Source organism: Pectobacterium polaris, from assembly GCF_002307355.1.
In the GTDB taxonomy this organism is placed as follows: Bacteria; Pseudomonadota; Gammaproteobacteria; order Enterobacterales; family Enterobacteriaceae; genus Pectobacterium; species Pectobacterium polare.
This window is the reverse complement of record NZ_CP017481.1, coordinates 1716340-1738758: the sequence shown is the minus strand read 5'-3', so window position 1 is coordinate 1738758 and position 22419 is coordinate 1716340. Positions and strand designations below refer to the sequence as shown.

General features: G+C 56.8%; 11 protein-coding genes. 2 read left to right on the top strand and 9 right to left on the bottom strand.

The window, feature by feature from the left end; translation table 11 throughout:
• Positions 1-231: 231 nt before the first annotated feature.
• From BJJ97_RS07875 to BJJ97_RS07845, 7 genes are read right to left on the bottom strand one after another with little or no spacing between them, the layout of a single operon-like run.
• Positions 232-2346 (bottom strand): amino acid adenylation domain-containing protein, encoded by a 2115-nt coding sequence (locus tag BJJ97_RS07875; RefSeq protein WP_095993574.1) that lies wholly within the window; start codon positions 2344-2346, stop codon positions 232-234.
• Positions 2343-8705, bottom strand: a complete 6363-nt coding sequence (locus BJJ97_RS07870; protein WP_095993573.1) for a non-ribosomal peptide synthetase — start codon at positions 8703-8705, stop codon at positions 2343-2345. The genes BJJ97_RS07875 and BJJ97_RS07870 overlap by 4 nt, the downstream gene beginning before the upstream one ends.
• A 22-nt stretch (positions 8706-8727) precedes the next feature.
• Positions 8728-9498, bottom strand: a complete 771-nt coding sequence (gene dhbA, locus BJJ97_RS07865) for a 2,3-dihydro-2,3-dihydroxybenzoate dehydrogenase (RefSeq protein ID WP_095993572.1) — start codon at positions 9496-9498, stop codon at positions 8728-8730.
• A gap of 5 nt (positions 9499-9503) precedes the next feature.
• Positions 9504-12647: a non-ribosomal peptide synthetase gene (locus BJJ97_RS07860; protein ID WP_095993571.1), complete on the bottom strand. Its 3144-nt coding sequence runs from the start codon at positions 12645-12647 to the stop codon at positions 9504-9506.
• On the bottom strand, positions 12644-13519 hold the full coding sequence (locus BJJ97_RS07855) for an isochorismatase (protein WP_095993570.1): 876 nt from the start codon (positions 13517-13519) through the stop codon (positions 12644-12646). The genes BJJ97_RS07860 and BJJ97_RS07855 overlap by 4 nt, the downstream gene beginning before the upstream one ends.
• A 10-nt stretch (positions 13520-13529) precedes the next feature.
• Entirely contained in the window at positions 13530-15173 is a 1644-nt protein-coding gene (locus tag BJJ97_RS07850; RefSeq protein WP_095993569.1) for a (2,3-dihydroxybenzoyl)adenylate synthase, read from the bottom strand.
• Positions 15170-16366 (bottom strand): isochorismate synthase, encoded by a 1197-nt coding sequence (locus BJJ97_RS07845; protein WP_014914032.1) that lies wholly within the window; start codon positions 16364-16366, stop codon positions 15170-15172. Before BJJ97_RS07845 ends, BJJ97_RS07850 begins: the two co-directional genes overlap by 4 nt.
• A 343-nt stretch (positions 16367-16709) precedes the next feature.
• Here BJJ97_RS07845 and BJJ97_RS07840 point away from each other — a divergent pair, with 343 nt between their 5' ends.
• Both BJJ97_RS07840 and BJJ97_RS07835 read left to right on the top strand, forming a co-directional pair.
• Complete coding sequence (locus BJJ97_RS07840; RefSeq protein ID WP_095993568.1) at positions 16710-17957, top strand: MFS transporter; 1248 nt, start codon at positions 16710-16712, stop codon at positions 17955-17957.
• Between the two features lie 223 nt (positions 17958-18180).
• A complete protein-coding gene (locus tag BJJ97_RS07835) occupies positions 18181-20142 on the top strand; it encodes a TonB-dependent receptor domain-containing protein (protein ID WP_095993567.1) in 1962 nt (653 codons plus the stop codon).
• A 32-nt stretch (positions 20143-20174) separates the two neighbouring features.
• Here the strand turns inward: BJJ97_RS07835 and BJJ97_RS07830 are convergent, their stop codons facing one another.
• Together BJJ97_RS07830 and BJJ97_RS07825 are read right to left on the bottom strand one after the other, a co-directional pair.
• On the bottom strand, positions 20175-20891 hold the full coding sequence (locus tag BJJ97_RS07830; protein WP_095993566.1) for a 4'-phosphopantetheinyl transferase family protein: 717 nt from the start codon (positions 20889-20891) through the stop codon (positions 20175-20177).
• A gap of 150 nt (positions 20892-21041) precedes the next feature.
• Positions 21042-22319, bottom strand: a complete 1278-nt coding sequence (locus tag BJJ97_RS07825) for a NupC/NupG family nucleoside CNT transporter (protein WP_095701486.1) — start codon at positions 22317-22319, stop codon at positions 21042-21044.
• Between the last annotated feature and the right edge of the window lie 100 nt (positions 22320-22419).

Sequence of the window (22419 nt, the reverse complement as noted above, 5' to 3'; positions counted from 1 at the left end):
GTCGCTGCGCGATGCCTTCGTCGGTATCAGGCTTAACGGACCGCTTGCGACACGTTCCCGACGTGGCGCAAGCTTTCGCCGCATCCATGCGGCTCATCCTAAGCCTGCTATCTCCTCTGCATAATTTCTTACGCCGGATAACGACCAACCCCAATTTCGCTCCCTATATTATTTGTATATAAGGAAACCGCTCATCGCAGTGAAATAGCAGCACCGCTGCCCCACTGACTATCAGACGTCCGTCAAACGCTTGCGATCGACCTTACCGCTGCCGGTTTTGGGCAGCTTGTCGAGCACCACAATGCGTCCAGGCACCATGTAAGCTGGTAAGAACTGATGCAGCTGTTTGCGCAGCGCCAGCTTGGTCATCTCCGAGCCGGGTTTATATTCCACGTAACCGACCAGCACCGCCTCATCTCCTTCCCCCTGAAGTTTGACAGCCGCATCCTGCACCTGTTCGATCCGCTTCAATTGCGCCTCGATCTCCCCTAACTCGATGCGAAATCCTCGTAATTTAACCTGATCGTCGAAACGCCCCAGATACTGATAGCGATCGTCCGCCAACAGCCGGACTTTATCGCCGGTGCGGTACATTCGCTGCCCGGATTCCTCCTGCTGAATAAAACGATCCTGCGTCAGATCGTCACGCTGCCAGTATCCGCTGCTCAGCGCGTCACCGAGAATGCACAGTTCGCCGACCATCCCTTCCGCCAGCGGATGACGATCGTCATCGATCACCAGATGCTGATAACCCGCCAGCGTGTTGCCCAGCGCGACCGTGTGCTGGTTCTCCAACGCCGCGCCATCAATCTGCGCCATCTGCGACCAAATTGTCGCTTCGGTTGGCCCATAGCAATTCCACAGCGTCCTGCAACGGCTGACCAGACGCTGTGCCAAGCGCAGATCCAGTGCTTCACCACCGCATAGCGCCACCAAGTCGGGTTTACCCTGCCAGCCCGCCTTGAACATCATGCGCCAAAACGCAGGCGTGGCCTGCAAGATGTTGATCTCCGGCCGAGTCTGCAAATACGCTGCGACCGCCTGCGGATCTTTGTACTCCTCATGCGTGGTCAGGTGCTGCACACCGCCGACCCACAGCGGCGCAAACACTTCCAGCATGGAGATATCAAACGCCAGCGTGGTAATCAGCAGCCAGTTGGCTTTATCCGTTAAAGCCAGCCGATCGACGCTGGCATGAATAAAGGTTTGCAGCGCCCGCTGACCAATCACCACGCCTTTTGGTTTCCCCGTCGAGCCGGAGGTAAACATCATGTAGGCCGCGGTTTCCGGCCCACCAGTCCGCGCCAGCTGTACGCTCGCCGTGGAATCACTGGCGGCGTACGGTAAATCGCAGAGGTTCAGTATCGGACAGTCAAACGCCAGCGAGCCGCCGGTATAACCGTCCTGCAAGACCGCTGCCAACGCCGCTTCCTGCTGAATCGCCTGTAGACGCTCCCCCGGAAAATCCGGCTCCAGCGGCACAAACGTCACCTGAGAAAACAGACAGGCCAACAGCGCCGCAACGGTGTCAGGCTGGCGGCTAAGGTGCAGCCCCACGCGCTGACCAGCCGTCACGCCCTGTGCAACCAGCGCCTGTTGAATCAGCGCCACGCGTTGCAACAGCTCCCGATAGGGTATTTCGCGCTCCTGAAAGACGATCGCCACGCGATCCTGACGCGCTTCCTGAGCAAGGCGTGCCAGCAATTCATCATGTAGCGCGTGCGTCGTCGTCCCGTCTGGTAGCGGCACCACCTGTGGGCTGAGGCGAATCTGTTCCAGCCGTTCCCAGCGCGGTGCCAGCAGGCCATCAAGTAGCTGCGTCAGATCGCGGGCAATACGCTGTAGCTGCCGATTGTCGAACTGCCCGTCAGGTGCCGTCAGAATTAACCGATCGTTCTGAACCTGTACGATCAGCGCCACGTTTTGCGCCGCTTTTTGTACTACCACAGGTAACGATGCACTCTCCCCCACGATCAGCAGGCTGCTAAACAGCGCATGCTGGGTATCTGCGGCCAGCATCTCTGGTGCAGACTGCGGATCGCACGACGATCCCACAGCGGCGATCCACTCGCTGACGAGACGATCGCGCTGGTGAAAATGCACGATCAGCGGCCTTACGTTGTCAGGAAGATCGGCCGTGACGAACGCGGCGCACACCTGCTCTTCACCGCTATATTTGTACAGCAGCCAGCTCCATGCTGCGCTCACCAGCGAAGCAGGATAGTGCTGAATCAGCTCACTGCTGTGCCGCTGTTCACCGTGCGCGGCACCCACCCGCTGCCCGAAGGCCGTGGGCTGTTGGATATCCGCCAGCGGGTTCCCTACGGCTTCATCGTTCCCTGTCATGACAGCGTTTCCTCATTGGCGGTAACCCTCGATTGTGCCAGATACCCGCTCAGCGCCTGCGGTGAAGGGTAGCGTTGTAATAACGCCACGCTCACCGGCTGCGCTAACGCCCGGCTCAATGCCTGTGCCAGTGCAATACGCTGGAGCGAATCGACACCGCTTTCACACAGCGTCTGCGACCAGAGGCCGGATTCACTGACGATAGATTCACTGAGATGTAGCGCCTGCGCCCACACGCGCAACAGCGACTGGGCAGACGGCGAATCAGGCAAGCCAGCGTGATTCGCCAGCGCAGTTTCCTGCGTTGTGTCGCATGCCGCCACGGCGGTGGCCGTCTTATGATGTCCAATAATCTCGGCTGGCTGCTGCGGTGAACTATTCACCAGCGCCACCACTTCGTCATGCCAGCGCATCAGCACCCGACGCGCCTGCGCACTGTCCAGCACATCGGCATCAAACTCGAAGCGCAACAGCATGCAGCCCGCTTGCTCACGCACCACCAGATTTAGCGGCATCTCGACTTTTTCATAAGCAGCTGAAAATTCGGGAGATAACCGATGCGGCTCATCAGCGCGTTGGCTCTGTTCTGCTTTCGCTCCTGGATAATTTTCATAAATAAACAGGCTGTTGAACAGACGCGAGCGTCCGGCCGTCAGCGCAATCAGCGACTGCGTAGCATGCTGATTCATCGCCATCAGCTCATTCTGCAACTGCACCAGATGCTGTTGCAGCGATACCGGCTGCTGCCAGCTCAGCGCCAGCGGCAGGCTGTTGATGTACAGACCCACGCTGCTCGCCACGCCCTCCACCGGACTTTCCCTGCCCGACAGCACGTTCCCGACAATGCTGACCGCATCGCCAGTCGACCGCGCCAGCAGCCGGTGCCAGGCGTATTGCGCGATAATGCTGTGCGTGACGCCCACCTCGCGGGCAAAGGCAATGAGTGCCGCCTGATCCTGCTCATTCAGGCTCACGCCGGTGACCTGCGGTTCAACCTGCGTCAGATGCTGGCTGAGATCGGCGCGTTTCCCCGCCGCCGCAAACAGCATCGCCACATCGTTCGTCTGCGCCAGCAGCGGCTGCCGCTGCTGCCAGAAAGCATCGACAGCGGGCTGCTGCGCCACCGCGTGCTGTGCATGATCCACATAGGCACGATCCACCTGAATTGCGGGTGTTTCACCATTCATCAGCATTTGGCTGTTCATCAACAGAAGATAATCACGATGTACCGCGCCCAGCAGCTGTGGGCCACTCCAGCCATCAATCACGCTGTGGTGACAGCTCAGGAGCACCCGATAATCCTGCTCACCCAAACGGAAACAGGCAATGCGCAACAGCGGCGGCTGCGACAAGTTAAATCCGGTGCGTAAATCCTGCTGGCGATAGCGCTCGATGACCACGTGCGGCTCGGCCTCCTGCGCCACATCCTGATAGTAGAAAGGCAGGTCTGTCTGCGTCACAATCACCTGCACGCTGGCACACTCGCTTTCCAGCGCGGCACGCAGCGCCGGGAAACGCTGAATTTGACGCTGCCATGCCTGACGATAACCTTCCACATCCAGCGCCTGCGCATAGCGAACCGGCGTTTGCAGATGGTAAGCATCGTCCTGCGGACAGCGCAGGCGGTGATACAACATCGACTGCTGGAGCGATGACAGCGGCAGCAGCGTGTCGATGTCATAACGCTGCGACAGGCTGTCGAGCTGCGTCTGGCTCAGCGTCACCGCTGGGAAGTCGCTAGGGGTAAAGGCGGTTCCGTGATTCATCTGTGCCAGACAGGCTGCCGTCAGCGCACGCAGATTTTCCGTCAGTCGCGCCATCAGGCGTTCGCTGTCACGCGGGTTGAGGCAACCGACCTGACGCAGCGTCAGCTGTCCGCCCGCAATACCGCCGTGAAGGCTGATAACCTCTGCCGGTTTATTCTCCGGCGCGACGCAGCCTCCCGGTGCGACATCCACCGGACGCCACACGCCAGCCGCCTGAACCGACAGCCCGAGATAGTTGAACACAATCGGTGACAGCGTTAGCGAGCTACCCTGCGGGTGATGGTAGCGCAGCGGATTAAACCCGACGCCTTTATCCGGCACCTGACGCAGCTGTTCCTTGCTGGATTGAATCAGGGAAGCCCAGTCGGGCCGATCTTGCAGACACACCGGATAGGTGCTGGTAAACCACCCCACCGTGCGGCTGACATCCAGCATCGGATCAATCGCTTCTCGGCCGTGCCCTTCCAGCATGATGCGTGCTTTGTCGCCCCAGCCGAGATCGTTTAGCGTACGGGTCAGCGCTGCCAGCAACAGATCGCTGACTTCGGTATTAAAGGCACGGTTGGCCTCGCTCACCAGCTGGCCTGTGGTTTCCGCATCCAGCGTCAGAATCGCCGCACTGGCCTGGCCCTGCGGATCTTTCGCCGCCAGCAGCGCTGTCTGATCCACGCCGTCTTCCTGCGCCTGCCAGTACGCCAACTGTTCCGCATGCTGTGTAGCATAGTTACTCAGCGCCGTGCCCCACTGGCGATAGCTCGATGTTTTCGGCAACAGCGGTTCACCGAGGTACAGCCGTTCCAGATCGTCGACCAGAATGCGCCAGGACACGGCATCGATCACCAGATGGTGGAAAGCGAGGAACACCGCCGTGTCCGCCTGCGGATGGTGGCGTACCAGTGCGGCAGCCATCGTTCTTCCCTGAGCGGGATCGAATTCACTCTGCAATGCGGTAAACGCCTGTTGCAGGCCGTCGTCACCGAGCTGGCGATAATCCAGCGTCGATACAGTAGGGCAAGGCACATCCGTCAGATAGCGTTGTCCGTCGGCATCACAAGCCAGACGCAGCGCGTCATGCTGCGCCATCAGCGCCTGCAACATCGTCGTCAGCCGTTCCGTATCCACGTCCGGCAATTGGATCATCGCCGCCTGATTCCAGTGTTCAGGACGTGCCAGCGGCTGTTCCATAAACCAGCGCTGAATCGGCAGCAGCGCGAATTCGCCTTCCAGCGTGCCCTGCTCCGCCACAATCCCTGTGTCACGGTTATTCTGCGCCAGCACGCGGCACAGACGCCGCACGCTTTTTGCTTCGAAAACGTCTTTCACCGTGCAGACATAGCCCGCGCTGCGCAGACGGGTGGTCAGTTGAATACTAAGGATGGAATCGCCGCCTAAGCGGAAGAAATCATCCTCAACGCCCAGCGGCGTATTCAGCACGCTGCGCCAAATCGCCAGTACGTCCGCTTCCAGCGGATTATCGGCTTCACCGTCGCCCTCGCTGGCTTCCAGCACCGGCGGCAGCTGTTTCGTATCGAGTTTGCCGTTCGGCGTCAGCGGCATGTCTTCCAGCAGAATCAGTCGGAAAGGCACCATGTATTCCGGCAGGTGCTTCGCGACATCAATCAGCACAGCGGCAGGCTCTGGGCTGTTGCTACCGGCTTTCACTGTGCCATAGGCGACCAGCGCCGGACGGTTCCCGATCTGTGCCACAATGACTTTAACCTGCTTCAGCGACGGACAGACCGCCGCCAGCTGTGCCTCGATTTCACCTGGTTCGATGCGGTAGCCGCGCAGCTTGATCTGCTCATCGATTCGGCCACAGTATTCATAGTCGCCGTTGTTTAGCAGCCTGGCCTTATCACCCGTGCGATAAATGCGCAACGTCGCCGTGCCGTGTTCGACATTATTCACATCATGCAGCGTGATGTGTTCAAAGCGGCTGGCCGTCATCTGTGGCTGATTGAGGTAGCCACGCGCCAGCCCAAGCCCGGCAAGACACAGTTCGCCCGGTACGCCCGCCGGACACAGTTGCCCAGCCGTATCCAGAATCAGCGCCTGAATATGCGTGATGGGTTTACCGATGGTGACAGGCTGACCTTTACGCAGGCGGGTGCTCAACGCGGTGACGGTACACTCCGTCGGCCCGTACATGTTGTACAGCGCGACCTTATCGGCCCAGCTTTCCACCACGGCGTTCGGGCAGGCTTCACCGCCCATGCCAATTGCCTGAATGCCATTAACGTGCTGTGGATCGAGAATCGACATTAGCGCCGTCGGCAGGATCAGATGCGTCGCGCCCGCCTGTTCGGCCTGCACAATCGCCCGATCGTTAGGCTCGCCAAACGCCAGCGTGCCACCGCTGCTCAGCGGCAGCAGCGTCGTCATGTTACCGGCGTCAAACGAGAGCGACATGCAGTTGAACATGGTGCTTTGCGGCGTGAAATCGATACGATCGCGATGATCGTCCAGCAGATTGATCAGCGAACCGTGTTCGATCATGACGCCTTTCGGCAGACCGGTCGATCCCGAGGTGTAGATCACCTGCGCCAGCTGTTGTGCATGGCGCGGAATGGCAGGCGGTTCATCGCCCGGCAGATCGTGCCACTGTGCGACAACATTAGGATCGGTCAGATCGATGCACTGTTCGGCAGACCACTGCGCCAGCTGTTGCCCATCACCGCCGAGAATGACGGCAAGATTGGCATCGGTAATGATGTGGCGCAGCCGCTCAGGCGGATAGTCGGGATCCAGCGGAACATAGGCGGCACCCGCTTTCCAGACGGCCAGCAGCGCAATGACAAAGTAGCGATCGCGTTTCGCCAGCACGCCAACCAGCGACTGTTCACCCAGCCCCTGACGGTGCAGCCAGTGCGCCAGTTGATTCGCCTGCCTGTTCAGCTCAGCGTACGTCAGCGTGTCGGTGCGCTGTTCGCCATCAAAGGCTATCGCCAGCTGCTGGGGATCGCGCTGGGCGATGGCTTCAATCACGTCGGTTACCGTCAGCTGCGGCTGCGGATAGCTACGCGGCAGTTGCTGACTTTCCCCCAGCACGGCAGCAAATCGCTCCGCTTCCATCAGCGGCAGATGCCAGACATCGGTTTCCGGTGCCTCAACCACGGCCTCAATCAGCCGGATAAAGCGGTCAGCGTAATACTGAATCGTCTGGCGCTCAAACAGCGCGGTGGCAAATAGCCAGTCCAATCGCACCTCGCCCATCAGCTCCGTCACCTTGACCGAAATATCGGTCTTGGCAGGCAACACGGGCGACGTTTCTTCCGCCGCATCACAGCCGGGGATCAGATCGTTGAAATCCACTTTGGCCTGATACACCAGCATCACCTGGAAGATCGGGTTGATCGCGGTGGTGCGATCGGAGCCGATCGCCTCGCTCAGCGCTTCAAAACGGTAAAGTTGATGATCGAAAGCCGACAAATCCTGCTCGCGACAATATTGCAGGTAATCGACGAAGCTCTGGCTGTCCTGCAACTGGGTGCGCAGCACGATAGTGTTAACGAAAAAGCCGACGACGTCTTCGATATCCGGCCGCTCGCGGTAGGCCAGCGGCGAACCAATGACGATATCTTTCTCGCCGCTGATGCGCGCCAGCATCAGGGAGAACACCGCATGCAGGCCAATGAAGTTAGACGTATTGTAGCGCTGACACAGGCGTTTGAATTTATCCCACAGATCGTTGTTGATCGCGGAGAAGATCACCTCACCGCCGCTGTTCTGGTGCGCCGGACGCGGTTTATCCAGCGGCAGGCTGTGCACCTCGGGGATCCCCGTCAGTCGCTCAACCCAGAACGGCTTGAACTCGTTGTGATAATCCAGAAACGAGGCGGAATTGAACCAGTGTGCGTAGTCGATATAGTTAAGCTGAGTCGGTTCGACGGGATGAGGTTGACGGTTTTGACAGGCCAGAAAAGCCGGTTTGAAGTCCGCAAACATATTCTTCACCGACCAGCCATCGGAAATAATATGGTGCTGGGTGATCATCAACACATGCACCCGTTCACTCATCTTCACCAGCCGCACGCGGGTGAGATCGCCTGCCGTGAGCTCGAACGGGCGGCTGATTTCCGCTTTTACCTGCTGTTGCAAGCGCACTTCCCGTTCAGCTTCCGGCAGCAGCGAGAAGTCATCATGCTGTATCACAAACGGTTGATAGGCATCGATACGCTGTTCACCCTTGCCCTGTTCATTGACCACAAAGCGGGTACGCAGGCTGGCATGGCGCTGCGCCAGCGCGTCAAAGGCAAACTCCAGCGCGCCCACATCCAGCGTGCCGGTCAGGCGAAAATAGACCGGCATATTGTAGAGGTGTGACTGCTCTTCGTACTGTTCAATAAACCACAGTCCGCTTTGCGATGATGACAGCGGGCCAGACGTCGCATTCTGCGGCGTGATGGGGCGCTCAAACGCCTGCTGCGCCGTCAGGCAGCGCACAATGGCGTCTTTGTTTTCCTTAATCGTGCGCCCAATGTCTGCCGTGATCGCGTCTTTGTTGGACTGCGAAATCAGCTGTCCCTGTGCATTCAACGCCAGACGAACGCCCTGCCGTTCCAGCTGCTTTAACAGCGTTACGATATCCTTCATGACTTGTCACTCTCTCAGCAAATCAGGCCGTCAGCGTTGCCCCGCCATCCACCACCACGTCCTGCATGGTGATGTGGCTGGCCAGATCGGAAGCCAGAAAAACCACGGTATTGGCAATCTCTTCCGGCTGAGCAATCTTGCCCAGCGGGATTCCCAGTTTGTACTGGTCAGGAAAGCCCGCGATAGTGCGCTGTTCGGCATCGGCGCTGTGCCACATGCCGCGCTGCATCGGCGTATCCGTCGATCCCGGCGACACCAGATTGCAGCGCACGCCGTAAGGCGCTAACTCAAGACCCGCGCAGTGAGACAGGCTGGTAAGCGCCGCTTTCGAAGCGCAGTACGCCGCCATCTGTAGACGTGGCACATGCGCGGCATTGGAGCCGACGCAGACAATCGTGCCACGGCGCTGCTGCTTGAAATGCGGAACCAGTGCGTTTAGCAGGTAAAACGCACCGGAGGCATTGACGTTAATACACTGATGCCAGTCATCGACGCTCAACGCGTCGATATCACCCAGACGCAGAATCCCGGCCGCGTTGACCAGAACGTCGAGTCCCGTTTCCGCCAGCTGCTGGCGACAGACCGCCGTCACGCTGTCCGGCTCGCTGATATCCAGCGTCACACAGGTAAACGGATGATCCTGATGTCGGAATGCGCGGTCGAAGCCGATCACGTTCGCGCCCAGCGCGACAAACTGGCGGGCAATGCTTTCGCCAATGCCGCTCGCCGCACCCGTAACCCAGACGGTCTGGCCGCTGAAATCAAACTGAAGAGGTTGTGCCTTGTTCATCATTTTCCCTACCACACCATTTCCACGCTGTTTTCATCCTGTGACAGCCTGTCGTCCAGATAGCGGCAGAAGTCGCTGAGCTGAGGATGATCGAACACATCAGACACCTTGATGCTGACGGAAAATTCGGCAGCCAGACGGTTGACGATCTGGATGGTCTGCAACGACTGTCCACCCAGTTCGAAGAAGTTATCCCGCGATTGGATCCCCGACACGCCGAGGATCTGCTGCCAGATGGCACTGACCCGGTTCTCGGTTTCGTTGGCTAATGCCTGCGCCGGTGCTTCGTCGCGGTATTCCGCTAATAGACGCTTGCGATCGACCTTGTTGGAACCGGTTTTCGGCAACTGGCGGAAGGCGCGATAATCGGTCGGGATCATTGCTGGCGGCAGAACGCTGCCCAGACGCTGCTTCAGCGCACGCGCATCAATCTCGCCTGCTTTCGTGGCAACAAACGCCACCAGACGCCGCACGCCGTTGGGGTAAACAATGCCCTGTACGCAGGCTTCATCGACGTCCGGCTGCGCCAGCAGATGGGCTTCAACTTCGCCTGGCTGGATCCGGTAGCCGCTGATTTTAAACTCGTTGTCCATGCGCCCGAGGTACAGCAACTGTCCTTTCTCCAGCCGTACTCTGTCACCGGTGCGGTAAGCAGGAAGCGCCTGATCGCCCACCGCTATTTGCGTAAACGCCGTGTGTTCTGTACCGATATAACCCGCTGCCAGCGTTGGCCCCAGCAGCACCAGCTCGCCTTCCGCCGCAGGGCGGTCACCTGCCGCCAGAATCAGCGCGTTGACACCCGCCAGCGGCAGACCGATAGGAAGCTGTGCCACTTCGGCAGACTGTGTTTGCAGATCGCAGCTGGTCGCTACCACCGTGGTTTCGGTTGGGCCATAGGTGTTGATTAAGCGCAGCGTGTTCGGCGCATGGCGTTGCCACTGCGCCAGCTGTTCGGGGTACACCGCCTCACCGCCGATGATGATGGCGCGCAGTGCGGAAGGCATGGTCAACGTGCCGGTTTTCAGCCCTACCACCCATTCGTTCCAAAATGCGGTCGGCAGATCGAGCAGCGTAATCGCCTGTTCTTCTACCTGTTCGACAAAGGTCGGAATCGATTCCAGCATCTCGTCGGTACGCAGCACCAGCGTTGCACCGCTGGTCAGCGTGGCGAAAATTTCTTCAATGCTGGCATCGAAATTGAACGGGGCAAATTGCAGCACGCGATCCGTTGCACGCAGGCCGTAGCGCTGGCGTGCCGCTGCCGTGAAGTGATCCAGCGCGCTGGCGCCGATCTCCACACCCTTCGGCAATCCAGTCGATCCCGAGGTGAACATGACATAGGCAATCTGCCCGTCTCTCGCTTCCACAGGCGGCAGCGCGGCAGCCTGTGCGCTGGATGACAGAAGATGCCCCGCCAGAACGATCTCGCCGGAAAAGACCGACGCCAGCCGATGCTGGTAATCCGCCTGCGTCACAATCGTGCGTAGCCCGGCAATCTGGATGATGTGCTGCTGACGTTCGTGCGGCTGTTCAGGATCGAGCGGCACATATACCGCGCCGCACTGCATCACGGACAGCAGGCAAATAATGGTTTCCGGGCTGCGGTTCAGCATAATGCCGATGCGCTCACCGGGCTGAACGCCGCGCTCATGCAGCGCCGCAGCGGCCTGACCGCTCAGATCCAGCAACTGCTGGTAGCTGTACTGCCGGTCACGCTGCGTCAGCGCTGGATGATGCGGGTTTTTACGCGCCTGCTTGGCAATCGCCGTCAGAACCGGTTCGACAAACGGTTCAGGCTCGCGGCTGGTGATCAGCGCCAGTTCACGTTCTTCACGCAGCCAGCGTCCCAGCAGCTCGCCGCTGGTTTGCTGCGGCTGTGCCAGCCAGCGTTGAAGCAGCGTAAACAGTGTTTCTTGCAGGCTGGCGAGCGCTTCCGCGCTGTAACAAGCCGGGTTGGCATCAAAATCCAATACCGGTGTGCCATCGGGTTTGAAATGGATCTCGATCGTCAGATCTTCTACCGGTCCGGCGCTGAGATTCAGCGTGCTGGACGACAGCGATCCGTAGTTGAGCGGATGATCGAACGGCATGATATTGATCAGCGGGCCGAAAAGTCGCTGCTCGCCGCCGACACGGTTCAGATCGCGCCGTAAATGCTCATAGCGATAATGCTGATGACGACGCAGCGTGCGTTTGGTGCGGGCAACCTGCTGCGCCAATGTGACAAAGTCCGCCTGTTCATCCACCTGAATGCACAGCGGCACGATATTCATCTGCATGCTCGGCACCGTCAGCGAGGCGGAGCCGATACGGTTCATCACCATCATGCCGAACGTCAATCTGTCGCTGCCGGACACCAGCTTGAGGTGCGTCGCCAGCATCGCCAGAAACAGATCCGGCCAGCTGATTTTGTTACCTTCACACAGCGCCGTCAGCGGCTGCCAAATATCCGTCGGCAACACGCTGCTCTGGCGCAAAAAACGCGCCGCAATCGGTGCTTTCTTCTCGCTGAAACTGGCCGGTTCCGGCATCGCATTCAGCGTTTCCAGCCAGAAATCACGCGCCTGCGCCGTCTGCCCGCTGGCATCACGCTGCTGTTCTTCTTCCAGCACCTCGCTGAACGGGCCGAACTCCGCCACCGCCACGGGTTGCCCCGCCGTCAGCGCGGTATAGATCTGGGCGATACGTTGAAACAGCATCGTCGTGCCAAAGCCGTCCAGCGCAATGTGGTGAACGCAACTGTAGAGAAAATCACGTTTTTCACCACACAGCAGCGCAAAGCGGCAGGGTAAGCCGTTCAGCAAATCCAGCGGCCGAGCAATTTCCTCACGCGCCCACTGGCGTATCGTCTGCTCTTCATCCTTCATCGGCGCAGGCAACAGTTCAATAATCGGCAGCACGCCAATCGGCACTGGCAGTTGTGAAGCTACAAAGCCGATTTCCGGCTGGTCGGCATGTTCACCGGCAACCTCAACAAACTGGCAGTACAGGCACTCACACTCCATGACCGCCTGACGGATCGCGCTCAGCATGGCTTCAATATCGACCTTGCCATCAAACGCGATGCACTCTGCCGTGTTGAACGTCGCCTTATCATCGTTCAGGGCATGACCTAACCACAGTCCGCGCTGCGCAACGCTCAAAGGCTTCATGATGCGGCTCCCTGCTGTTTTTCGATCAGCGCCCACCAGGCATTCAGGCTAGGGTTACGCGCCAGATCGACAAAGCTCAGCGTGACGCCCTGATTACGCCATTCAGTCAGCAGTGACATCATGCGCACCGAATCCAAACCGTAGTCGATCAGATTTTCATCTTCATCGAACTGATCCTCTTCTTCGTCGATCAAGGTCAGCAGGTGCGCTCTCAGTCCTTGTTTCGTCAGTGCCTGTGCCATTTTTGCTCCTGTGAGTTCTGCCGTGCTAACCACCCGTCCGACGCGCGTCGCCACATATTTCAGCGCCATCTGGTGTTCCTGAAGTGAGAAATCCGCCACTGCATCGCCGACCATGAACGGCTTGATGTCGCGCATAAAGGCATCCGTCGCGGTAATCATGCAGCCGATATGCCCGTAAACGCCGCAGATAATCAGCTGATCTTTGCCCATCTCTTTCATCATCGGTTCCAGCGGTGAACGGTGGAATGCGCTGTAGCGCCACTTCACCAGCACCGTGTCGTGCTCATCCGGTGTCAGCGCGTTCACGACGCGCTGTTTTTCAGGATGATTGTTCAGCCCTGCGCCCCACATGTCGTTCAGCAGCGCACGGTCGGCCGCACTTTGCTCGTTCGGCTGCGCGGTATACACCACCGGAATCCCCTGTGCTTTGCAGTAGGTTCGCAACGCCACAATGTTCTCAATCAACTGCTGCGCCAGCGGGCTGTCCGCACCATAGAAATTCACGAAATAGTCCTGCATGTCGTGAATCAGCAGCACCGCGCGCTCGGGTTCAAACGCCCAGGAAACTTTATTCTCAGGGAAATCCTGTGCGCGCGGCAGGGGATAAGAAGCAATAGAAGGGATTGCCATCACAAAATCCTTATTGGTTTTGAATACTACGTTCGGCTTGAGTGCTAAGTTGGGTCTGGATGCGCTGACGGAGTGATTTCTTATCAATCTTGCCGACCGGCGTAACGGGTAAGGTGTCGATCATCTCGAAGCGGTCCGGCAGTTTGAATTCAGCAATACCCTGATTGCGAAGATATTTTCTTAACGTGATGGCTTTCAGCGAGGAATCGCTGACCACCAGAAAAGCGCAGCTCTTTTCGCCCATAATCGGATCGGGCATGGACACCAGCGCGGCATGGAGAATGCCGTCATGCTTGAGCAGCAGATTTTCGATCTCTTCCGCGGCAATCTTTTCACCGCCTCGGTTAATCTGATCTTTCTCCCGTCCGACCACGCATAAATAGCCATCTTCGGTCATCTGCACCACATCGCCCGAATGGTAGAAACCTTCACTGTCGAAGGCGCGGGCATTGTGTTCCGGGCTGCGGTAATAGCCGCGGAAAGTATACGGGCCGCGCGTCGCCAGCAGACCCGCTTCGCCTCTCGGCACCGGATTACCGTCGATGTCCAACACTTTCACTTCATCGTCCGGGCTCATCGGATAGCCTTGCGTCGTGAAGGTGTGCTCATCGCTGTCGTCCAGTCGGGTGTAGTTCACCAGCCCTTCCGCCATACCGAGCACCTGCTGTAGCTGGCAGCCCAACACCGCTGGAATACGGCGTGCGACGGTTTCACTCAGCTTCGCACCGCCCACCTGCAAGATTTTCAGGCTACGCAGCGCGCCACCAAACTGTTCGGCCGCTTGGATCCACAGCGCAGCAGCGGGCGGCACCAGCGAGGTAATATCGATCTGATGGCGTTCGATCAGCGGGAAGCAGGTCATCGCCCCCGGATCTGGCGCCAGTACGACGCGTCCACCGGCGTAAAACACGCCGAGCGAACCGGGCGAACTTAACGGGAAGTTATGCGGCGCGGGCAAGGCACACAGGTAGCGGGTTTGCGGCGTAAGCTCGCAAATTTCCACGCTGCGGCGCACGCTGTAGTAATAGTCGTCATGGGTGCGGGGAATCAGCTTCGGCGTGCCGGTACTGCCGCCAGAAAGCTGGAAGAAAGCCACCTGCCCCGGCGCAGAAGGCTGATACTGGCTGGTTGACGCGCGCGGCTGCAACCAGTCTGACAGACTGTGCCCCAGCGGGCTGTCGCCGAGCATCACCACCGTTTGCAGACGGGGAACCTGCGTCTGTAGCCGATCCAGAAATTCACCGTTGCCAAACAGTGAATGTTCAGCCGAGGCGATCAACAAGCGCGGTTCGATCTGCGTGGCGTACGACAGCAGCTCCAGCTTGTTATGGCTGAACAGTGCGTTAACTGGCGCGACGCCCATTTTCAGCAACGCAAAAAAGGTCAGGTAGAACTCGGCCACGTTCGGCAACTGTACCAGCGCGGTGTCGCCACAGCGCAGGCCGCTTTCCGTCAGGCGCGATGCCAGTGCGGAAGACTGTCGATCCAGTTCCCGATAGCTCCACTGCCGCTCGCCGCACACCACCGCAATGGCGTCGGGCTGCGTCGCCAGATGGCGCTCCCAGGCATCCGTCAACGGCAGGCCGGTCCAGTATCCCTTGTCGCGATAACGCTGTGCCAGTTCCTCTGGCCAGGGCGTAAATTCAATGCTCATAGTCCATCCACACCTGAGTTAAGCCCAAACGCATTCAGCATCGTGTTTAATTTGGCGGCGGTTTCAGCCCATTCATCCTCGGGGACGGATGCCTCAACAATGCCCGCGCCAGCAAACAGACGGACTTTGTTGTGTTTAATGGTGCCGCAGCGAATCGCTATCGCCCATTCACCATCGCCGTTGGCATCACACCAGCCGACGATGCCGCTGAATACGCCACGATCGTGCGGTTCCAGCTCGGCGATCAGTTGACGTGCTTCCTGCGTTGGGAAGCCGCACAGTGCGGGGGTCGGATGGAGCTGGCAGGCGACCTGAAGCGCCGTCATCTCTGGGTTCGCCAGTTCACCGCGAATAGCGGTAGACAGGTGCCACATGGAGGCGGTGTGCATCAGCGAAGGGACCGATGGAATCGTTAACGACGCGCACAGCGGCATCAAGCGTTGGCGAATGTCGTCCACCACCAGCTTATGTTCGTGCTTGTCTTTGCCCGATTTCAGCAGGCGCTGACTGTTGAGGTAATCCAGATGTTCATCGTTCATTCGTCGCGCCGATCCCGCCAGCGGATTAGAAACAATGACGTTCCCCTGCTTACGCAGCAGCAGTTCCGGGCTCGCCCCCAGCAAGACCGAACCATCCGGCAGCGGCAGTGAGAAGTGATAGCCACCCGCGTTCTGCACCATCAGGTTATTGAGGATCGTTTGCGCCTTAACGGGGCTCGCCAGCTCAATGTCCAGAATACGTGACAGCACCGCTTTGCTAAGTTCACCACGGCGGAAGCGCTCAACGGCCTCTGCCACGATGGACTTGAACTGACATTCGTCCGGGACGCTGTTTAACGTTAACGCGGTAGGACCCGCAGCCGTGTGCTTACGGGCACGGCTGACGAGTTCAGACTTCGTCGTAACGGTATAACTATCAGGGATATAGAGACAAGACGGTTGCGTGGTATCAAAGGGAATCGCCCCCACAACAATAGGCAGCGACTGCCCTGCCTGACGCGCTCGCTGGAATGCCTGCGCGATTGCAGGGCTAAGCCTGTCATCGTGCGAGCCCGGAACACAAACAGGGGAAGAAATACGTTCAAATAAGCCAGAAGTAGAAAGGCTTCGGTGTTCCGATGCATATAAAAAAGCGGTTTGTTCCGAATAGGTTAGCCCGCTAGATGCTTCAGTTTCTGTAATCAGTGTATCCACAAGACAGCTCCTGCGCTCGCAAATTAAATACCAATGATTATTAAAATCATTATCATTTATATTAAGCGCAGTTAAATTACACTGAAGTAACGTGTTCGGTCAATCCTTCCACAGAATGGTAATTCACGCCCAGTAATTAGGGGTTAAATTGATGTTAATCAATTTTTTTGTGTATGTTTCAGAATGGATAATGATTAGCAAATGGAATGTATTGATTATAAAACCCACATCACAGATGATAATGAAAATACTTATCATTCATTGTCAGGAAAATTAAGCTGCGCTAGACTGCGCAAATATTTTACTAACTGTGTCTAAATGTGAGCCTGTCATGGATGAAAGCATGTACCGCCCGCACACCCGATCTGTTGTGCATCTGGCGCTGCTAATTAACATGCTTTCCCTCGGTAGCCTGATGATGGTGATGCCGTTAGGCCCCGACTTCATCAGCGCACTGTCCATGGATGCCAAGAACATCGGCTACATTAGCGGTGGCGCAACGTTTGCCTCTGCCATTGTCGGCTTCCTCGCCGCTCCCTATCTGGACAGATTTAACCGTAAACATGCTCTGATTGTGCTGCTAACACTACGCTTCGGCCTAACGGCCGCCTGCATGTTTGCCACCAGTCAAACCCATCTTTTACTGCTGTTTATTCTGGCAGGCTGCGTGGCCGGGCCGGCATCTGGCGTCCTGATGGCGGCGGTTGTCGACATTGTGCCTGCCAACGAGCGCGGAAAGCAGTTGGCGTATGTCGGCATGAGTTTTTCGCTCGCGGCGATTGTCATCATGCCGCTGTCGCTGGAACTGGCGCACCGTATTAACTGGCAGGCGCCATTTTATACTTTCGGCCTTGGCGGCCTGTTGCTGGTGTTGTTGGTGCTGTGGCGCTTTCCGTCAATGCCGCCGACGCACCGCGCTCAGCAAGGGTCTTCGACCACGACAGCACCCGCTTCGGTATTACATGAACTGCTAGCATCCCCGCTTTTCCTGTTGGGGCTGACAATCATGTCGCTGCAAATGTTCGGTCATTTCCTGCTGATCCCCCACTTTTCCAACTACTTTCAGTTCAATCTGGCTTTCCCGCGAGATGATATTTCCCTGCTCTATCTCTGCGGCGGACTGGCAAGCATGGTGACCATGCAGCTGTGCGGCAATCTGTTAGATCGAGGATATGCCAGCCGGACGATTGTCGTCACGACGCTGCTGCTGGCCGTTGTGATTCTCTGCGGTTTCGTTTTGCCGTTTTCACTTTCCCTGTATCTGGTGTTCACCCTGTTCATGGCGCTCAGCGCAGCCCGCTCCAGCAGCACGCTGGCGATTACTGCGGGTATTCCGCTACCGCATCAGCGCGCCGCATTTATGTCCTATCAGGGAACCGCGGCCAACGTGGCGTCGGGGCTTGCCAGCGTCGCGTCTGCCGCTTATCTGAGCACCTCCGTTGAGGGGAAAATTGACGGCTTCTCACAGCTCGCTATCGCCAGCGCCGTATTTGCGCTGGCCGCCATGCTGCTGACCATGCGCCTGATTCCGCAGTTGGCTGAACGCAGCCGAAAGATGGCCGCACGACAGCCTGCGCAGACAATACCCTAAATAATTCGAGTTTCAGGAAGGCGGCAAGAGAAGGAATCCCGATGAGCTTACTCAGGTAAGTGATTCGGGTGAGTGAACGTAGCCAACGCACATGCAACTTGAAGTATGACGGGTATACAGGGCAATAAACCGATCGATTCACGTACGAGTGGGTCGGCAATATACGCAATACAACACGCTATTTACGGGGATATTTTTTCCACTCTTTGATGGGGTCTTTGACATGCAGCTAAAACCGGAAAGTCGTTTTTCATATCATCATTTTCCACACAGCAAGGTGTATCGCGCCCTGCTGGTGACTGGGTTACTGGCACTGCCTGCACTCGCACAGGCAGAAAACGCGGCAGATGAAAAAATCGTCGTGACAGCAACACAGACGAAACATACCACGCTAAGCGCCCCCGCTAGCGTTTCTGTCATCACCCGCGCCGAGCTGGAAAAGATGTCGGTGAACAACGTTACCGACGCGGTGAAAAAGCTGCCGGGCATTAACATCAATCCGTCATCTACCTATGGCCGTAACGAAATCAAGATCCGTGGCATGAAAGCGGACTACACCTTACTGCTGATCAACGGTCGTCGGGTTAACTCACGCGAAGCATTGATCAGCGACTACGCTAACGATTTTGATCTTGCTTCCCTCCCCGTTTCCGCCATCGATCGCGTTGAAGTCATCCGTGGCCCCATGTCTTCTTTGTACGGAGCCGATGCGCTGGGTGGTGTGGTAAACGTGATTCTGCGTCAGCCGGGAGAGAAAGCAACGGGTGAGATCGGCTATAACTTTGAAGCACCGACCGAAGGTTCCGGTGGCGACCACAACCGCCTAAGCGGCTACGTCAGCGGCCCATTGATAGAGAATACGCTGTTGGGTAGCTTGATTATTGATGGCGGAAAGCGTGATGCCTGGCGTACCGAACTATCGAAAAATCCGAATACTGACGCACTTGAAGAGCGTGACAACCTCAACCTGTTAGGGAATCTAAGTTGGTTGATTGATGATCGACAAAGCCTGGACTTTGATGTCACCTATACCAAAGATGACCGAGATGTAGACTGGAACAACTACGGTGTAGCAAAACGTAATATCCAAAAAATGGATCGTCTTGGCCTAGGGTTAACACACAACGGTAGTTGGGAGAATATCGACACGCGACTGCGCTACTACTATGAAAACGTCAAGCTAATGGATAACTCAGAGCTCAAAGGCGGCAGAGCAGATACGACACAGGATAACCATACTATCGATGGCCAAATTTCTGGCTATCTGGGCGATCACCTGCTGACTGGGGGTGGCGAGTATCGTCTCACGTCGCTAAAACACACGATGAACCTACCCGGCGGAGGCGTTGATGTCAGCCAAGGGGCTATTTTCCTACAAGACGAATTTAAACTTGGCGATTTGGCATTAACTTTTGCAGGCCGCGTCGACCAACATGAGGTCTATGGAACTGAGTTAAGTCCACGCGCTTACGCAACCTACAGCCTGACGGACAACTGGGTAATAAAAGGGGGGGTCAGCAAAGCCTACAAAGCACCAACGCTGGCCCAATCAACAAAAGGTTACTCAATAGTTGACTGCCGTGGTGGTTGCCAGAAAGTCGGAAATCCCGATCTTAAACCAGAGACTGCGGTAAGTTATGAACTTGGTACCGCCTATGAAGCAGAGCGCTTCGGGGCAGGCGTTACTCTGTTTAACAACGACATAAAAGATATGATCCAGACAGAAACACGACTGCCTGGAATGACAAGAATAAGCTACATCAATGTGAATAAGGCGAGAATTCAGGGGATTGAAACTTCGTTCTGGGTCGATGTGACAGATGATTTAAATTGGACCACCAACTGGACCATCGTCGATGCCGAAGACCGCACAACCAAAATGCGCTTGAAGCAAACACCGAAAAATACGGTTAACACGCAGTTGAACTGGCAAGCACTGGATAACTTATCAACCTATATTTCTTACCAGTACACGGGTAACCAGTATCTGTTTGATAAAGAAGGCAGCAAGACACGCGGCTTCAATACCGTGGATATCGGTGCTACCTATACGCCGGTTAAAAATGTGGACCTGAAACTGGGCCTCACAAACCTGACCAACGAAAAACGGGATTACGTCGCTACCAACAACGACTACTTCCTGTCTGGACGTACGGTGTACGGCGGCGTGAGCTATAAGTTCTGATGAATGACTCTAGCCCGCTAACGCGGGCTTTTTTAGCAGCAGAGAAACGTGGTGACGTCGTACTCTCTTAACAGATACGCGCCTTTAAAACGGCGTCCGGCGTAAAACGTCGGTGTCAGATCCGTCAGCAGTTCTAGCTCGAACTCGCGTTTGGTGATATCCAGCGCCACCAGCCGAGCATCCAGAAAATCAAAATAGTGCCGCACCTGTGGGTAAAGCGCCTTGAACAGGCTCTCCTTCGCCGAGAAGCTGATCGTTAGCAAACAGCTAAATGCCTCATCCCGCTCATGAAACCATTGGAATTCCTCGTCGCCAATGATGCCGGGCCACAGCGACTGCGCACGCTCGTCGGACATAAACCCTTCGATATCAACGCCCACGCACGATAGCGCATCGCTCCGTAAATGGGCGGCGCAGAGTACGCTGTCTTTGTTATGGCTCAGCGAACCGGCAATATTGCCCGGCCACTGCGGCGAGCGGTCTTCCCCGCTATGCAGAACAAAACCAGGGTGTTCAAGCTTGTTCAACACGTGTTTGGCCACACAGCGTCCAGCCAGAAATTCGGCACGTCGTTTCGGTACGGCGCGCTCTAGCGCGTCGGAGAAAGGAATGTTCGCCTCGGCAAAAAGCGCGTCGTCGTAGGCGGACAAATGGAAATGGCAGCGAGCAGTAATACCTGGGTAGGCGGCACCGTCCGTTGCCCGTGGAAAAGTAATCCATTCAACATCATCAATAAAAGCAGAAAGCATGTTGCTCCACTCAGGCAAGCATATCGCACCCGCATTCGGTAAATGCTGCATAGGCCACGTTTAAACCCTGAAAAAAATAGGGGGATTAAACGAACAATGGGCGACTTTCGCCGCCCATCATCTCGCTACTGCAAGAATGCCTGGTTACATTTACAGGGCCAGGAAGAACCCTGCGATGCAGGCGCTCATCAGGTTAGAAAGCGTACCTGCCGCAACCGCTTTCAAACCAAAGCGGGCAATATCCTGGCGCCGAGTCGGTGCCATACTGCCCAAACCTCCAATAAGGATAGCAATAGACGAAAGGTTAGCAAAGCCGCACAGCGCGAACGAAATCACAGCTTTGGTATGATCCGACAGAACCTGCAAACCTGCGGCCTGTACCACGTCATCCGCTTTCAGATATTCACTGAAATTCATGTAAGCGACGAACTCATTGACGATCAGTTTCTGCCCAATGAACGAGCCCGCAACGCTTGCTTCACTCCACGGAATACCAATCAGGAACGCAACAGGCGCAAAGCACCAGCCCAGAATCAGTTCCAGTGACAGCTGCGGATAGTCAAACCAGCCACCGATGCCGCCCAGAATGCCGTTCAACACGGCGATCAACGCGATAAACGCCAGCAGCATCGCGCCCACATTCAGCGCCAACTGCATACCGGAAGCCGCACCGCTTGCCGCGGCATCAATGACGTTAGCTGGGCGATCGTCTTCATCGACAAAGCCAACCATCTCATCGTGGTCGTGCGTTTTTTCCGTTTCCGGCACCATCAGTTTCGCGAACAGTAACCCGCCCGGTGCAGCCATGAAGGAGGCCGCAATCAGATATTCCAACGGCACGCCCATCTGGGCATAGCCCGCCATCACCGCACCTGCAATCGAGGCCAACCCGCCACACATCACCGCAAACAGCTCTGACTGCGTCATGTTGGCAATATACGGACGGACCACCAGCGGTGCTTCCGTTTGGCCGACAAAGATATTGGCCGTCGCAGAAAGGGATTCGGTACGGGAGGTTCCCAACAGTTTCTGCAATCCGCCACCGAGTATCTTGATGACTATCTGCATAATGCCCATGTAGTACAACACGGCGATAAGGGAAGAGAAAAAGACAATAATCGGCAATACGCGGAGTGCGAAAACAAATCCGCCACCGCCAAATACTTCGAACATTTTGTCGGATACCAGACCGCCAAACATGAACGAAACGCCTTGATTTCCGTAGGCGATAACGTTTGCTACACCGCCCGTCAAACCTTCCAGAATCTTGCGGCCTACTGGTACATACAGCACCAGCGCACCAATACCGATCTGAAGAATGAAAGCACCGGCTACGGTGCGCAATCTGATAGCTTTACGGTTATTGGACAGCATAACCGCGCACAGTATCAGAACAATCATGCCGACGAGACTCATAACGAGTTGCATGTGCAGTTCCCTATAACGCGTGAAAAAAGTGAGAGCATAATAAAAATCGTTTCGCCAGAACGGTAAGCACGCGCTGGCGAGCCGATTATAAAGACAGGCC

Excerpts from the sequence above, each read along its gene's own strand:
- BJJ97_RS07825 (WP_095701486.1), bottom strand. The coding sequence starts at position 22,319 with ATGCAACTCGTTATGAGTCTCGTCGGCATGATTGTTCTGATACTGTGC.
- BJJ97_RS07835 (WP_095993567.1), top strand. The coding sequence starts at position 18,181 with ATGCAGCTAAAACCGGAAAGTCGTTTTTCATATCATCATTTTCCACAC.
- dhbA (WP_095993572.1), bottom strand. The coding sequence starts at position 9,498 with ATGATGAACAAGGCACAACCTCTTCAGTTTGATTTCAGCGGCCAGACC.
- BJJ97_RS07875 (WP_095993574.1), bottom strand. The coding sequence starts at position 2,346 with ATGACAGGGAACGATGAAGCCGTAGGGAACCCGCTGGCGGATATCCAA.
- BJJ97_RS07830 (WP_095993566.1), bottom strand. The coding sequence starts at position 20,891 with ATGCTTTCTGCTTTTATTGATGATGTTGAATGGATTACTTTTCCACGG.
- BJJ97_RS07870 (WP_095993573.1), bottom strand. The coding sequence starts at position 8,705 with ATGAAGGATATCGTAACGCTGTTAAAGCAGCTGGAACGGCAGGGCGTT.
- BJJ97_RS07855 (WP_095993570.1), bottom strand. The coding sequence starts at position 13,519 with ATGGCAATCCCTTCTATTGCTTCTTATCCCCTGCCGCGCGCACAGGAT.
- BJJ97_RS07850 (WP_095993569.1), bottom strand. The coding sequence starts at position 15,173 with ATGAGCATTGAATTTACGCCCTGGCCAGAGGAACTGGCACAGCGTTAT.
- BJJ97_RS07860 (WP_095993571.1), bottom strand. The coding sequence starts at position 12,647 with ATGAAGCCTTTGAGCGTTGCGCAGCGCGGACTGTGGTTAGGTCATGCC.
- BJJ97_RS07840 (WP_095993568.1), top strand. The coding sequence starts at position 16,710 with ATGTACCGCCCGCACACCCGATCTGTTGTGCATCTGGCGCTGCTAATT.